9 protein-coding genes and 1 pseudogene are annotated in these 15848 nt (G+C 53.3%); 6 read left to right on the plus strand and 4 right to left on the minus strand.

The features are described from left to right. The first annotated feature begins 286 nt into the window (after positions 1-286). Positions 287-940 (plus strand): hypothetical protein, encoded by a 654-nt coding sequence (locus EQV96_RS06065; RefSeq protein ID WP_095002231.1) that lies wholly within the window; start codon positions 287-289, stop codon positions 938-940. A gap of 87 nt (positions 941-1027) precedes the next feature. Here EQV96_RS06065 and EQV96_RS06070 read toward each other — a convergent pair whose 3' ends face one another. Then, positions 1028-2389, minus strand: a complete 1362-nt coding sequence (locus EQV96_RS06070) for a deoxyguanosinetriphosphate triphosphohydrolase (RefSeq protein WP_306108787.1) — start codon at positions 2387-2389, stop codon at positions 1028-1030. 178 nt (positions 2390-2567) lie between these two features. After that, positions 2568-3128: a hypothetical protein gene (locus EQV96_RS06075; RefSeq protein WP_141228169.1), complete on the minus strand. Its 561-nt coding sequence runs from the start codon at positions 3126-3128 to the stop codon at positions 2568-2570. A gap of 551 nt (positions 3129-3679) precedes the next feature. Between EQV96_RS06075 and EQV96_RS06080 the strand changes: the two are divergent. From EQV96_RS06080 to EQV96_RS06095, 4 genes and pseudogenes are all read left to right on the plus strand, one after another. After that, positions 3680-4260 (plus strand): annotated as a pseudogene (locus EQV96_RS06080) (deoxyguanosinetriphosphate triphosphohydrolase); the annotation flags it as partial. A 266-nt stretch (positions 4261-4526) separates the two neighbouring features. Further along, positions 4527-5153 carry a response regulator transcription factor gene (locus EQV96_RS06085; RefSeq protein ID WP_095002233.1) on the plus strand — a complete coding sequence of 209 codons (627 nt, stop codon included), beginning with the start codon at positions 4527-4529 and terminating at the stop codon, positions 5151-5153. A gap of 8 nt (positions 5154-5161) precedes the next feature. Continuing rightward, entirely contained in the window at positions 5162-8785 is a 3624-nt protein-coding gene (locus EQV96_RS06090) for a transporter substrate-binding domain-containing protein (RefSeq protein ID WP_095025149.1), read from the plus strand. A gap of 79 nt (positions 8786-8864) precedes the next feature. Beyond that, positions 8865-11819: an HD domain-containing phosphohydrolase gene (locus EQV96_RS06095; RefSeq protein ID WP_095019380.1), complete on the plus strand. Its 2955-nt coding sequence runs from the start codon at positions 8865-8867 to the stop codon at positions 11817-11819. Positions 11820-11825: 6 nt separating this feature from the next. On the opposite strand, the gene EQV96_RS06100 is transcribed toward EQV96_RS06095, so the two are convergent. Further along, a complete protein-coding gene (locus EQV96_RS06100) occupies positions 11826-12308 on the minus strand; it encodes a GAF domain-containing protein (RefSeq protein ID WP_095002236.1) in 483 nt (160 codons plus the stop codon). Next, on the minus strand, positions 12301-13194 hold the full coding sequence (locus EQV96_RS06105) for an ATP-binding protein (protein WP_095025151.1): 894 nt from the start codon (positions 13192-13194) through the stop codon (positions 12301-12303). Before EQV96_RS06105 ends, EQV96_RS06100 begins: the two co-directional genes overlap by 8 nt. 177 nt (positions 13195-13371) lie before the next feature. Between EQV96_RS06105 and EQV96_RS06110 the strand changes: the two genes are divergently transcribed. Continuing rightward, the gene (locus EQV96_RS06110) at positions 13372-15720 is read left to right on the plus strand and encodes a response regulator (RefSeq protein WP_095002238.1); all 2349 of its coding nucleotides are present in this window, start codon (positions 13372-13374) and stop codon (positions 15718-15720) included. Positions 15721-15848 lie beyond the last annotated feature (128 nt).

Raw genomic sequence — 15848 nt, forward strand, 5'->3', positions numbered from 1 at the left:
GTTCGAACTGACTAGGGATTTACGGTTGTTTGCATCACCAGCAAAACAAAGACACTAGCCATCGCCTGCCTATAAGTCACCTGCTCTACGCCTCTGGCGCAGCAGCGAAACCCATCCTGTTAGCCTCTAACGAACGCATAAAAGAATGAAGCCTCTACAGCCGCTTGATCAGGCTTTGGAAATTTGATAAGTTCCTGGCCCTCATCAAATAATGGCATTATGCCAGCCTCCCGCTTAATTTTTTGAATTAGTCGTTTTTTTATTGCTAGCAAGCTAAGGAATAGCCATGAGTAGAAGGCCCGCGTTCGATTGTGCAGCAGTCATTTTAAGGGACAAAACAGTCACCTCCCACACAAGCGGCTCAGTTACAACCACTAAGCAAGGCAACAACGTTTCAGTTAGTAACAATATAGGAACTCATGTCAAGCTTGAGGCATTGCTTGAGTTTCAGAACGGTGACTTGCTGCCAGCGATCCTCATTGACGAGAGTTTACATGCTCCTGTTGGCAAAAAAATTCTAATGGCTTTTAAAAGTGGTGAACCAGTCGCCTATCAAGTGACCCCGAATGGAGAGATTTACACACTCGGGTATATTAGCGAAAGAGAAACTTTTACTTTTCAAGACTTTATAATGTTTGCATTGCCGGGCGTAGGCACCTTTTTTAGCCTGGCCTCACTTGCAGTTACGCAAACGTATTACGAGCACGGGGAATTCAAAACCTATAACGGCAACAAAATTGTTGTCGCCGCCGGACTCGCAGTGACTGCCCTTAGCGTATACATTGCCAAAGGATGGTTTGGCTATGTAGTAGGAACAGCCCTTACTGCCGTTGGATTTTCCATCTCTGCCATTATTGGAAACTCCAAAGCAAATGAGGGACGCAAGTTAATGCTTCGTGAAATAAAAAATGAATTCGACAAATTAAAAGCTGAATTGTGATACAAAAGGCCACTTAGGTGGCCTTTTCAATGAGAAGCACATTTGCAATCACATAATAAAACAGCTGGCTATTATGTACACGCAGGCTCAACGCTCCCCGCCCATACCATTAAACTGTCGAGCCAAGTGCATGGCATAGTTATCGGTCATGCCACTCACGTAATCCAGAACCTGCATCATTGCACCGTACTCCTTGGAAACACCCCCACTGGCGTCTAAATTATTCAAGTCCAGCCCAAGAAGCTCTACCACCCTTCTCGTCTTCGAATCAGCTACACCGCCCTTTCTGACATATTCCAAAGCAGCAGAGCAGCTAACGTTTAGCAGCGTAGATATAGTGCTATAAGCCCCTATTTCTAACTCAACCTTCCTGGGATGCTGGAAGATTTCATCGCGAGCAAGACCTTTGGCGGCAGCTACACACTCACGGACATTCTTATCACAAAGTTCTAAAATACCTAGAACCTTGCCAGTCATGATTTCATTATGGTTATTCATGAAAGCAGTCGCTCCAGCGTCTACAAAAGCTGAAATAACTTTCCCACGAATCATAGAGAGCCTACGGCCAACCTTCATGCCTTGAATTTCTTTGACTAACTGATTCTTCTGGTGATCATCAAGGACAAGGCACAGTATTTCAAAGACCTTATCCCACTCAAGGATACCCATCTCTACACCATCTTCTAAATCAAGAATGGCGTAGCAAAAATCATCAGACACCTCCATCAAGTTAGCCAGTGGATGGCGACACCGCCAACCATCACCCAGCTTTAACAAGCCAGTAGCGTCCGCCACTTCATTGAACAAACCCAATTCAGAACAGTAAATACCATATTTGTTCTGAATAGGTCTTTGCCCATTAACAGCATCACCAGCAAGCCAAGGATACTTAATGAAAGCGCCAAGCGACGCATAAGTAAGACGCATCCCCCCTTCATAGGGATGATATTCCGAGGTCGTTAAAACCCTAAACCCTTGTGCATTGCCTTCAAATCTACGTAAATCAGTAGCTTCATTAAAAGGCAATTGTTCTATTATCTTCGCCCCAACATCATTGGTGAACCAGTGACGAATAGCTTCTTCACCTGTATGCCCAAAGGGAGGGTTGCCAATGTCATGAGCGAGACAAGCAGTCTGGACAATATCACCAATATCAGAAGCTGAATGTTGCTCAGGAATAAGTCTTTCATTCAGAAGTTCCTGGCCTACTCTCACCCCCAGGGTACGGCCTACACAAGCCACTTCCAAGCTATGTGTGAGACGGTTATGAACGTGGTCATTAGTGGCAAGAGGATGAACCTGAGTCTTTCTGGCAAGGCGTCTGAAAGCTCCGGAGAAAATAACCTTGTCGTGGTCTGAGTGGAAAGGTGAACGGCCTAGCTCAGATTTAGGAGGACGACCGCCAAGACGGGTATTATTCAGCAACTTGTCCCAACTCATGCTTTCCATGCGTGCTCCCCAGTAATTGATAAACACCTAAGACCGTTGATTTATACCACGGTTCAAAACACACTTTAAGCTGATCAATTCAACCCTCCAACCTGGACCAAGCCCCCTACTTCAAAAAAACCCCAAACCATAAAAATAAAAAAGACCGCCAAGGCAGCCTTTTCTCTAGACGCCGTTACTAAAAAAAGGTTCCATCATCAAGTGCAGACTTCAACGTGCTCTCATAGTTACTCTTATTAAATTGTTCAACCTTTTTATATGCCATCAACTTTTCCGGCCTACGATATTCGTCTGCACTTGAAAAAGCTTGGAATGCATTATCATCAGCCATTCTCACGTGCAATTGTAGCTCTCTTGATTCGTACCCGTAAAACTCAACAAAACCCGGAATCTCGCTTTGACGAGCAATCATCAGAGCCTCTTTAACTGGCTTATCATAAAGATAGAATGTAGCGGTCACCATGATTGCACCCCCCGTTTCAGTGTCATTTTTACCGAAATCAGGGTTTGCATACGGCTCAAAAACCACGCCACCATTCATGTCATCTGATTGACCAAGCCACTTATAACCTTCAAGCGATTTAGTGACTGACTTAATAGGGCCAGCGTACTGAACACTGGTTCTATCTTTATCAAGTTCTACTCGCTCAAAGGTTTCTGCTGATGCTGCAAACGACGAAACCGCAATCAACGACGCAAATACAACACTTATAATTTTATCCATTTTTTCCTTTTCCATTTAATAGATTGCATAAACCAATCAACGCTAGAACGGACAAATCCTATCACAAAATGATTGATTGTAAAATGCCACTATCCCCTACACATAGATAAAATCACAACCTGTTAATAACTTCTCCACTGCTATACCTGACAGACAATCAGCAACAGAAAATTTAACAACCCCTTACTGCTAGCATCAACCCTGAGTAAAAGTGCAGATTACAAACACCCCAACTCACTCGACAAGCTACAATAGGTAGAGAAAAATCACGACTTATAAACACCTTTCCTAACAGCCCAACCTGACCACACAAAAGGAACTGGGTATTTTGCCGCCTATAGCCCGTCAACAGGAAGCAAATGGAGTTCGCCACACATAAAAACCACTTATTACTTAAGGAAAACTTTACATAAATCAACCCGCCAAACACATATATACTCTAAACCTGAAGACCCTAAACGGCAGATCATGGCCTCTTCAAAATGTCCAAAACTGCAATGATGTAACTAGCCTTGTCCATTTATCACCAAGAGAGGCTCCCAAACGCAAACGCAGCTTCTCCATGTGTCGAGTCCCTGCTGCTGAACCTGGTGGGCGATGATTTGCCTGAAACTTTTCGCCTGCTTGGCCCCAACGACTCACGACGGCGAAAACGGGCAATACTGCGCGGCAAGGCCATCGAACATCTGACCAACGCCGCTGCCCGGGCTTTTGTCGAACAACAGCAAGCACTGCTGGCACCAGGGGATCTGGTCGAGCATATGCACGGCACGGCCACCTTGCGTGCTGGACAACAAAGACATGGCACGCAAAAAATCTTCCAGGACAAATGCAAAACCTTGCATGAAATGGGTGCCTATACGTCCCTGGAAATCCTCCTCAATGCATTCTGTGGCGCCGCACTTGGGCAGCATGGCGGTCGTACCCCATCGTTCAAAACCGTCGGATCCTCGATTTGCTGGGCAACAATGCTCCCGACCCACAGTGGCCATTACATCGATCGTTTATGCGCATCAACGACTTTATTGCCGGCATGACCGACAGTTATGCCACTGAAATGGCCAGAGCAATGACAGGTCACTCCACCCCCCGCCTGACAACCGCTGCCCTCCCCTGCCAAACAGGGAGGGCACGCAGCTCCACTTGATCAAACACTATGTTTACCACATGAAGTAGCAAGTAAGACTTTTCCATACACAAGAAAGAAATATACTCGCGCGCCCGGCGTTAAACTCAAAAAATCTTTAAACGCGCATTTAAATACGCCTCTCCCCTTGTGTATTTAGTGAGCCATCGCCTTATTTTGCGTAGGATAATTCCCATACTACGTTTGTAGGCTCCCCGGTTCCTGCCCCAGCTCTTACATCTGAGCTAAGGTCGCGCTTTCTATTCAGCACCTTATGGGGAATCAATATGAACACCGTATTTATTGTCGACGACCATCCTGTAATCCGGCTCGCAATTCGCATGTTGTTAGAACATGAAGGTTATGAAATAGTCGGAGAAACCGACAATGGAGTAGACGCCATGCAGATGATCCGCGAGTGCACTCCTGATCTGGTAATTCTTGATATCAGCATCCCCAAACTCGATGGCCTGGAAGTGCTGTCACGCTTCAGCTCAATAAGCCCAGCCCTCAAGACGCTGGTTCTCACATCGCAGTCACCGACACTTTTCGCCATGCGCTGCATGCAATCCGGTGCAGCCGGGTATGTGTGCAAACAAGAAGAGCTGAGTGAGCTTACCAGTGCAATAAAAGCGGTATTTTCTGGCTACAACTATTTTCCAAGCCAGGCATTGACTTCTGAAACAAACGATCACAACAACTCATCTGAAATCGAGTTATTCAAACTTGTCAACGACAGGGAACTTATGGTTCTGAAGCTGTTCGCACAAGGCAAAACAAACAAGGACATTGCAGCCGGCATGTTTTTAAGCAACAAAACCGTGAGCACTTACAAAAAGCGCCTCATGCAAAAACTGAAAGCCCATTCGCTGGTGGAACTTATCGAGCTGGCAAAACGTAATGGTCTTGTATGAAAAACAGGATGCCCGCACGATTAATCAAGTACCTGTCACTTTTTGCGGGGTTAGTTCTGTGCGTGCCCGTGCTGGCCGCCCCGGTCCGCAGTGAAACCCTTACGTTGCTCAGCCGCTCGAGTTCCGGCCACATTGAAGTCCCCCTGGACAACACTCAACGATACTGGCTGCAAAATAAGCGCGAACTCGTGATCGGCACCTCTGCTGCCGACTATCCACCGTTCGACATGACCGATAGCGGTCGGGACTACGAAGGCCTCACCGCAGATTACGCCGGCCTTCTGCGCAAAGCCCTCAAGCTGTCGATCAGGATCCAGCGCTTTGCCTCCAGAGAAGCAGCCATCAAGGCACTCGAGGACGGCCAGATTGACCTGCTGGGTACTTCCAACGGCTTTGAGGCCGCGAACCAGCACCTTGTACTTTCCATTCCCTATGCCATCGACCAACCCGTACTGGTGACCCGAGAGGGAGAAACACGCTCACTCTCCCAAGGCCTCGCCGGTTTGCGCTTGAGTATGGTGTACCACTATCTGCCCCAGGAGGAAGTAAAGGCGCTTTATCCCCAGGCAATCATCCAGTCTTATCCGTCCTATCAAAATGCCATTAATGCCGTGGCTTTCGATCAGGCGGATATTTTTCTGGGGGACACTGTGTCGACCCATTACATGATCAACAAGGGGTACCTGAAAAACATCAAGATGGCCAATTTTGGCAAACACGAAGCCCATGGATTCAGCTTTGCAGTGCGTCGGGACAACTCGCCCCTGCTAGGCATCATCAACGCCACACTCAAGGCCGTACCCAACAGTGAACAAGAAAGCATTGCCAAACGCTGGAGCGCTGGCAGTGACATTCTACTGTCCGATCAGAAGCTGCAGCTTACTCAGCGAGAAGCCCGTTGGCTGCTCAAGCATCCTGTGGTCAACGTAGTGGTCAACGAAACCATGGCACCCCTGACATTTTTTGATGCCAGCGGGGATTTCCGAGGCATTACTGCCGACCTGCTGGAGATGATCCGTCTGCGCACGGGGCTGCGCTTCGAAATACAACGCGCGAACAGCCTCGACACCATGACCCGAATGATCAGTCGGCACGAAACCGACATTATCTCGGCCATCAATCCTTCAGCCTCACGAGAAAGCGCCCTCAGTTTCACCCGTCCCTATCTGGTGAACTCCTTTGTCCTGCTTACGGCAAAAGGTGATGGGCAACCTGCGAGCCTTGAACAACTTGCGGGTAAAAAACTGGCCTTGACCCGAGGCAATCCCCTGACCGATTACCTGCGCAGTCAATACCCGCAGATAACACTGGTAGAAACCGGGGATATCTATCGCGCCACAGAACTGCTGGCCGAAGAGAAAGTGCAAGGTGCAGTCAGTACGCTGGTCATCGCCAACTACCTGCTGGCCTCGGGGTTGTTTCAGGACCGGTTACAAATCAGTGCCACCATCGGCACCCAACCCGCCATGTTTTCCCTCGCCACTGCCCGGGATGCCAGCGAGTTGTCCTCAATCCTCAACAAGGCGTTGTTGAGTATCGCGCCTGATGAGCTGGGCATTATCAACAGCCGCTGGCGGGGCTATGTGCCGGCATCTGATAGTTACTGGCACAATTACCATCGCCTGTTCTACCAGTTCATCATTGGCACCAGCCTTTTACTGTTGCTGTCCCTGATCTGGAATGCCTATATGCGGCGCCAGATCCGGCAACGAAAATCGGCCGAACGTGCACTCAGCGATCAGTTCGAGTTCATGCGTGCGCTCGTCAACGGTACGCCTCATCCTATTTATGTGCGTGATCGCGAAGGTGTTCTGAAAACCTGCAATGACAGCTACTTGAATGCCTTTTCAGCCAGGCGCGAAGAAGTCATCGGCAAGACCGTGATGCAAACCTGCGACCTCCTGAGCAACGAATGTGAAGCCCGTGACTATCAGGCCGACTACCTGCGTGTCATGCGTGAAGGTACTCCGCTGGTGACTGATCGCCCGCTGAGAATCGGCGAAAAAACGCTCACTATCTATCACTGGATTCTTCCCTATCGGGACTCCCTGGGCGAAGTACAGGGCATCATCGGTGGCTGGATTGATATCAGTGAACGTCATCAGCTACTGGATGAGCTGCGTACGGCCAAGGAGCTGGCAGATGATGCCAACCGGGCCAAAAGCACCTTCCTGGCAACCATGAGCCATGAAATCCGTACACCGATGAACGCAGTGATCGGTTTGCTTGAACTGACGCTCAAGCGCGCCGACCATGGGCATCTCGACCGCCCGTCCATTGAAGTTGCTTATAACTCGGCCAAAGACCTGCTGGAGCTGATAGGCGATATTCTTGATATTGCCCGTATAGAGTCCGGCCGCCTGAACCTGTCCCCGGAACGCGTCAATCTGCACCAACTGGCACACTCCGTGATGCGGATTTTTGATGGCCTGGCGCGGCAAAAAAACCTCACGCTCGACCTGCGTTTCGATGCAACAGACGATCTACCCGACGTACTGATCGATCCGCTTCGTCTCAAGCAAATCCTGACCAACCTGATCAGCAATGCGATCAAGTTCACCCAACAAGGCCGGGTGACGCTTGAAATCAACTTGCTGCCAGCCGGCACCCCTGAGCGGACTGAACTGCACTTGAGCGTCAAAGACACTGGCATCGGCATCAGCGAGCGTGATCAGGCACGCCTGTTTGAGCCCTTCGCCCAGGCACAGAACAGCGGGCAACTGGCGCTCAATGGTGCCGGTCTTGGCCTTGTCATCTGCCGTAGCCTGTGCGAAATGATGGGCGGCACCCTGGTACTGAGCAGCCAGGAAAGTGCAGGTACCCAGGTTCAGATAAAACTTGAAGTGCCAACCCTGACGCCGTCCCAGTGCCCCCCCGCACAAGAACCCTCAATCAACCCTGCCGCTCATCCGCTTAACGTACTGGTGGTGGATGATCACCCGGCCAACCGCTTGCTGATGTGCCAGCAACTTGGATTTTTAGGGCACAGGTTTACCACCGAGCACGACGGCGCCGCAGGTTTGAAAACCTGGAAGACAGGCAAATTCGACCTGGTCATTGCAGACTGCAACATGCCTGTCCTGAATGGCTATGAACTGACTCGAGCCATACGCAAGCATGAGCTGGCCTCCAGCCAACGGCCATGTACCGTGCTGGGGTTTACTGCAAATGCCCAACCGGAAGAGCGGCAACGCTGCAAGCAGGCAGGAATGGACGACTGCCTGTTCAAACCCATCAGCCTGACCCTGTTGAGTCAACGACTGGCCATGCTTGAGCCGCTATTCCACTGCCCGGAAGCCTTCAACGCCGACGCTCTCAGCCCGCTTACAGGAGGCGACAAGGAACGAACAAGACTCTTGCTGGAAGAACTGCTCCGCAGCAACTGCCAGGATCTCAAGACGCTGCTTGAGTTACCTGACAACGGCGAATTGCAGGCGTTTGTCGAAATTGCCCACAGGATAAAAGGCGCTGCCCGCATTGTGGGCGCCCAAAGCCTGATCAACAACTGCGAGGCACTGGAGCAAGCCACGCCCGCTAACCTCGTGCAGGCCCGCGAGCAAGTGCAGGTCTCCATGCGTGCACTGGGACAGGCGCTGGCCCTGCAACTTGAATCGTTGACGAAGCACACCTGAGCGCCAATCAAAGGCAGGTTGGCGCGGTTTTACTATGCTGATAGATACCAGCACGCCTACATCAGCGGAGAATCAGCCCATGCGCAACAGTGCGCTCTCCCATCGGCGCCAGTACCCGCTGCATGCTCACATAAGTGCGATGTTTACATTTTTGTTGCTATTGCTGGGCGTTGTACTGGGCGTATTCAATTACCAGCAAACCACCCGCATCATTCTCGACAGCAGCCAAAAGTTGTTCAGCTACATAGAACAGGATGTTCAGGATGACCTGCTGGATGCCTATCAACCCATACGGCATGCGCTCAACCTGCTAATTCTTGATTCTGCGGCCACAACCGACCAGGTCGAGCTTCGAACAGGCCTGCTGCAGCCCTTTGTACAAGCACTCGAAGACAACCACACACTGTCAGCTCTATACCTGGGCGATGACAACGGCAACTTTTTCCTGGTCCGGCCTTTGCGCAATCAAGAGATCCGGCGCCAGTTAAAAGCCCCACCCCAAGCTAGCTTCGAAGTATGGTCGATAACACGTGCAGCCCGGCAAGGCACGGTTAATTCAAAAAAACTGTATCTGGATGCAAATCTGAAACAGCTCGAACAGCGCAACATCCCCAATGAGCTCTATGACCCCCGCGTGCGCAGCTGGTTTATTGCGCAGGATGCCGACAAAAATCAGACCACCACCAGCCCCTACCTGTTTTTTACCACCCACGAAGTTGGTACTACACTCGCCAAACGCAGTACTGCCAATACGGTGATGGGTGCCGATGTAACGCTGTCTCAACTGTCCGCCACCCTGGCCGACCATCAAACAACGCCTGGTACACAGATTGTTCTGTTCGGCGATGATGGCCGGGCCATCGCTTACCCGGACTTCAACAAATTATTGAACGCCATGGACCCCACCAAACTGCCCAAAGTCTCGGAGCTGAATCCGGCCCTTGGACTGCTGATCAATCAAGGGGCAGATGCTCAGCAGCGCCTGGACGACGGCCAGCGCCAATGGATCGTTTCGCGGTTCAAGGTGGACGATGGCAGTGCCAATGGCTTGCAATTGGCAATGATGGTCCCGCAAGACGAGCTGTTGGCCGATGCCTATCAGTTGCGCTGGCAAGGGGCCCTGGTGACATTGGGCGCCCTGGTGCTGTGCCTGCCCATGGGGTGGGTGACCTCCAGGTTGCTGGTGAGGCCCTTGCGCGAATTGGTGCGTGAAGCCGATGCGGTTCGACGGTTCGATTTCAACTATCCATTCACACGACAATCGCCCGTGCTCGAAATCGATCAGATGCAGGCATCCATGGGCCGCATGAAAGAAACCCTCGCCAGCTTTTTTGAAATCACCTCCAGCCTTTCGGCCCATACCCGATTTGAACCCTTGCTGCAGTCCGTACTGTTCGAGACTCTCAAGATTGCTCAGGCAGAGGCCGGGCTGATCTACCTGACAAAAAACGACAGTACTCAACTGGAGTTAAAAGGCCTGATCATCAACGGCCAGCCCCAGGACCTGGCAACCCAGCCCGCGCCCGTGCTGAACCCTGACGACAGCCAGAGCCCCGAGTGGTTACGGGCGCTTTTCGAAGGTCATGACAGTGTCGCCCGCTCACTCACCCTTGAACAGGCGGGTGACTTGCAGTCTGTGATGGATGAACTGGGCAGCCAGAGTGTCCACCTGATCGGCATTCGCCTGCACAACCGCCAGGGCGAAACGGTGGGTATTCTTGTGCTGGTATTGAACGACAGTGGTTCGACTGACGATCAGGACCACTTGCGGGCCGACCGGATTGCCTTTATCCAGGCGGTGTCCGGTACAGCTGCCGTTGCTATTGAAAGCCAGCGCCTGCAGGCTCGGCAGAAACAGTTGCTGGATGCATTGATCCAATTGCTGGCGGGGGCTATCGACGCCAAAAGCCCGTACACCGCCAGCCATTGCCAACGGGTTCCAATCCTGACATTGATGCTGGCACAGGCGGCTGCTGCGAGCCGGCAGCCACCCTTTGAGCAGTACGCTCCCACGGATGAGCAATGGGAGGCGCTGCGTATCGCCGCCTGGCTGCACGACTGCGGCAAGGTCACAACACCGGAATATGTGGTCGACAAGGCCACCAAGCTTGAAACCCTGTACGACCGCATTCACGAAATCCGCACCCGCTTTGAAGTGCTCAAGCGCGATGCCTGGGTCAATTACTGGCAGGCACGAGCCCTGGGTGGCGACGATCAACAGCTGGCGCACCTGCGAGATGCCTGTCTGCTTGAGCTGGATGATGACTTCGCTTTTGTCGCCCAGTGCAATCTGGGCGGGGAAGCCATGATGGAGGCAGACCTGCAGCGTTTGAACGCCATTGCGCGCCGCACCTGGACCCGCACGCTGGATGATCGCCTGGGCGTTTCCTGGGAAGAAAACAAACGCCAGTCCACCCGCCAGGAGCAAGCCTTGCCGGTGACCGAGTCGCTGCTGGCCGACAAGCCCGAGCACCTGTTCACTCGCCCCGAGGCCGACCTGATTGACCCCGAAAACCCCTGGGGCTTTAAACTCGAAGTACCACCCTACAAATTCAACCGTGGCGAGCTGTACAACCTCAGTACCCGGCGCGGCACCTTGACCCGCGAAGAGCGCTACATCATCAATAACCACATCGTGCAAACCATCCTGATGCTCAGCAGCCTGCCGCTACCTGCCTACCTGAGCAACATTGCCGAAATCGCCGGGGGGCATCACGAAAAAATGGATGGCAGCGGTTATCCAAAACGCCTGAAACGCGAGGAAATGAGCCTGGAGGCACGGATGATGGCAATTGCCGATATTTTCGAGGCATTGACCGCGTCGGATCGCCCCTATAAACGCAGCAAAACCTTGAGTGAGGCGCTGAACATCATGGCCGCCATGTGCCATGACGCCCATATTGATCCGCAACTGTTCGCGCTGTTCATGCACGAACAGATTTACCTGCAATACGCCCGGCAGTTTCTTGACCCTCAACAAATCGATACGGTCGATATCGATGCGCTGATGCTCAAGGCCGGGCTGAAAAACTGATGCGGATCAGCACTCGCTCAAGCGCAAAAAGATGGCCGCCAGCGCTTCAATGCCCAACTGATCCTGCTCGCTGAAGCGCCCGATGCTCGGGCTGTCCAGATCCAGCACGCCGATCAGGCGACCATCCTTGATCAACGGCACGACCAACTCACTGTTAGAGGCGCTGTCGCAAGCGATGTGCCCGGCAAATGCATGCACGTCTTCAACTCGCTGCGTTTGCCGGCTCGCCGCTGCAGCCCCGCAGACGCCACGCCCAAACGGGATACGAACACAGGCAATTTGCCCCTGAAACGGGCCCAGTACCAGCTCCTCATTACGATTGAGGTAAAACCCGGCCCAGTTCAGATCATCGAGCTGGTGATACAAAAACGCCGAGAACTGTGCAGCGTTGGCAATAAAGTCACGCTCATCTGCCAACAACGACTCCAACTGAGCCTGCAACAGGCCATAGCCGTTCAGGCCTGCACCTGTGGCGTTCAAATCAATCATTCACTTGCTCCAACAATTTCAAACCCACCCAATAACGCGCGAACTGATAGGCACAACGGCCGTTGCGGTTGCCACGCCCGGTTGCCCAGCGCACCGCCAGAATATCCAGTGCCTCGTCGCGCTGCCACTGCAAACCGGCTTTGGTGGCCAATACATCGATCCAGTGCTCAACCACGCTCAGGAAATGGTCCTGGGTGAACGGATAAAACGACAGCCACAGGCCGAAGCGATCAGACAAGGCGATCTTGTCTTCCACAGCTTCATTGGGATGCAACTCACCGTCGACATTCTTCCAGTTCTCGTTATCGCTTTCCTTTTCGGGCACCAGATGACGGCGGTTCGACGTGGCGTAAAGCAGGACGTTATCCGGCGCTTGCTCAAGGGAACCATCGAGCACGCTTTTGAGCACCCGGTAATCGCTTTCACCCGCCTCAAATGACAAGTCATCGCAAAACAGCACAAAGCGCTGGGGCAAACCTTGCAATTGCTCGACCACCCGCGGCAGGTCGGCCAGATGGTCACGCTCGATCTCGATCAGGCGCAGGCCCGCATTGCCATACTCGGCAAGCAGTGCACGGATGATCGAAGACTTGCCAGTACCGCGCGAGCCCCAAAGCAGAGCGTGGTTGGCCGGCAAACCATCAAGGAACTGTTTGGTATTGCGACCCAGCTGATCCCGCTGAATATCGACGCCGATCAGGTCCGAAAGGCGCATATCAAGGCTGACTTGCAATGGCATCAGGTAACCCGAACGCCCCTCCCGCTGCCAACGGGCCGCCAGGCATTGATGCCATTCGATCGGCTCACGCTGAGCCGGCAGCAAGGGTTCAAGACGTGCGAGGACCGCTTCGGCCCGTTGCAGAAAGGCATCCAGATTAGAATTCACAACATTTCCTCAGACTGATACACAATGATGGCATATTGATATGACCTACATTCAGCTCAAACCACATTACGACTCACATCGCCAGGTCGCAAATACCGCAGTAATGCCTGCCGGTTGACCCACGAATCGACTACTCTTGCACGCCGCAAGGAAATGGAAACAGGTGCAACACCCCCAATGGACATAAAACTCACCCACCGCCTGTCTTTCAAGCAAGCCAAACTGACTGTGCTGGTCGGTCTGATATTGGGGACCCTGCTTAGCCTGCTGCAAATCGGCATCGATTATGCCAGTGAAAACGCCGCCATCGATCGCGAAATCCAGTCGCTGCTCGAGATCAGTCACAACCCGGCATCACGCATTGCCTACAACCTTGATTCGGAGCTTGCCCAAGAGCTTTTGCAAGGGCTGGTGCGCTCACCGGCGATCACCGCCGCACAACTGCTCGACAACGACTATCTGGTGCTCTCGGCGGTGCAGGATCTGCCTGAAACCGGCCGTTATCGGGCGCTGAGCGACTCTCTGTTTGGTGCCAACCGCTCATTTGACCAGCGACTGTACTTCAATCACCTCCCCGAACAAAGCATGGGCGTCTTGCACCTTGAGGTGGATACCTACCCCTTCGGCAAGCGGTTTTTGCAGCGGGCGGAAGTCACACTGCTCAGCGGTTTTATTCGCAGCATCGTGCTCACCTTTATTCTTCTGGGCCTGTTTTACGTCATGCTGACCAAGCCGCTGGTGCGAGTGATTCGTGAGATCAGCGATGGCAAGCCCGCAGATCCGGGGCAGTCGAAAGTGCACTGCCCCAGCGGTCACGAAAACGATGAAATTGGCGTACTGGTGAACGCTGCCAATCAGCAGTTCGAGGCCATGGCCCGTGAAATGGAATACCGGCGCCGCGCTGAAAACACCCTGACCGAGTACCTGGCACAGCTGGAAACCATTGTTTCTGTGCGCACCCAGGAACTGGAGGCCAGCAACGAGCAACTGCGCCACTCCAATGAAGAGCTTGAGGCTGCGCGCACTACTGCCCTGGAAATGGCCCAGGCACGCTCAGCGTTTCTGGCCAATATGAGCCATGAAATACGCACCCCGCTCAATGGTTTGCTCGGGATGCTGGCGCTGTGCCTGGACAGCCCGCTGAATGCCGAGCAACACCAGCAATTGTCGATTGCCCATGACTCCGGCAAGGTTCTGGTCGAGCTGCTCAATGACATTCTCGACCTGTCGAAATTCGACGCGGGCCAACTGGAGCTTGAACATATTGCCTTCGACCTGGGCACGCTGATCGAAGATACCGCCAACCTGCTGTCACAGAACGCCGCACCCAGCGTGGAACTGACCTGCCTGATCGATCCGCAGTTTCCGGCACTGGTCATGGGGGACCCGACCCGGGTCCGACAGATCGTCAGCAATTTGTTGTCCAACGCGCTGAAATTCACCCGATTCGGGCGGGTGGATGTACGGCTCAGCGCGCAAGGCGATCAGGTACGTATCGAGGTTTGCGACACCGGCATCGGCATCGCCCAGGAGGCCCAGGCCAGAATTTTCAGCCCCTTCACTCAGGCAGAGGCCGGCATCACCCGCCAGTATGGTGGCACCGGGCTTGGTCTGACCCTGACCAACAGTCTGTGCGCAGTCATGCACGGACGCCTGACCATCAGCTCGGAAGTCGGTTTTGGCAGCCAGTTCTGCGCCGAACTCCCCCTGCCCTGCCATACCCCCGCCATCCAGCCAAAGCCGTTGTCCGGCCGGGTTATTGTGGTGAGTGCAGCGAGCAGCGGGCTGAGCGAAATGCTTGGCAGTTTTTTGCCCCTGTGGGGGCTGGACTACACACGCTACTCCCAGGACGACTCACTGACCGACACCCATCCACAGTTACTGATTACCGACTGTGCCGAGTGCCTGTTTGGCCTGCGCCCGGCCATCAGTGCGCCGATCCTGCTGGTGACCGCGTATGGCAACTTTATGCCCGGTGACCAGGTCAATGCGCTGGCACCCCTGCAACAAAAAGCCCGGCCCCTGTCGCGTCAGGCACTGTACAAGACCTTGCAACATTTGCTGCTCAAGGACGACGGCGAGGTACAGGGCACTCAAACCGTGAATACTCCTGCGGTCCACCGCGCGCGAATCCTGCTGGTCGAAGACAATCCGGTCAACCAGCTGGTGGCCAAGGGTATGTTGAGCAAGCTGGGCTGTGAAGTGGTGGTTGCGAGCCACGGCGGCGAGGCGCTGAGTCGGCTGGAGCAGAAGACCTTTGACCTGGTGTTGATGGACTGCAACATGCCAGTCATGGATGGCTACGAAGCCACACGGCAAATCCGCCATCGCGGGCGCTGGCCCAAGTTGCCCATCGTCGCCCTGACCGCCAATGCCATGCCCGAAGAGCGTGAGCGCTGCCGTTCGGCGGGGATGAACGATTATCTGGCCAAGCCGTTTCGGCGCGAAGAGCTGGCGGCGTTGATTGAGGTATGGGTGCCGCAAAGGCGAGACAGAGACACCAACCGTGTTGCCGCCGACGAGTAGAACGAGGCCGCGATCGAGCGCGAAGCGGTCGCAAAATGATGCACCAGGGTGCACCAGACAGACACGGTTTGCAGGATTTGCGACGGCTGCGCCGCCGATCGCAGCCTCATTCCACTCGTCAGCGGCTA

It is taken from the genome of Pseudomonas sp. TMW22080 (assembly GCF_022496745.1).
Lineage (GTDB): Bacteria > Pseudomonadota > Gammaproteobacteria > Pseudomonadales > Pseudomonadaceae > Aquipseudomonas > Aquipseudomonas bubulae.

Excerpts from the sequence above, each read along its gene's own strand:
- EQV96_RS06065 (WP_095002231.1), top strand. The coding sequence starts at position 287 with ATGAGTAGAAGGCCCGCGTTCGATTGTGCAGCAGTCATTTTAAGGGAC.
- EQV96_RS06070 (WP_306108787.1), bottom strand. The coding sequence starts at position 2,389 with ATGGAAAGCATGAGTTGGGACAAGTTGCTGAATAATACCCGTCTTGGC.
- EQV96_RS06075 (WP_141228169.1), bottom strand. The coding sequence starts at position 3,128 with ATGGAAAAGGAAAAAATGGATAAAATTATAAGTGTTGTATTTGCGTCG.
- EQV96_RS06085 (WP_095002233.1), top strand. The coding sequence starts at position 4,527 with ATGAACACCGTATTTATTGTCGACGACCATCCTGTAATCCGGCTCGCA.
- EQV96_RS06090 (WP_095025149.1), top strand. The coding sequence starts at position 5,162 with ATGCCCGCACGATTAATCAAGTACCTGTCACTTTTTGCGGGGTTAGTT.
- EQV96_RS06095 (WP_095019380.1), top strand. The coding sequence starts at position 8,865 with ATGCGCAACAGTGCGCTCTCCCATCGGCGCCAGTACCCGCTGCATGCT.
- EQV96_RS06100 (WP_095002236.1), bottom strand. The coding sequence starts at position 12,308 with ATGATTGATTTGAACGCCACAGGTGCAGGCCTGAACGGCTATGGCCTG.
- EQV96_RS06110 (WP_095002238.1), top strand. The coding sequence starts at position 13,372 with ATGGACATAAAACTCACCCACCGCCTGTCTTTCAAGCAAGCCAAACTG.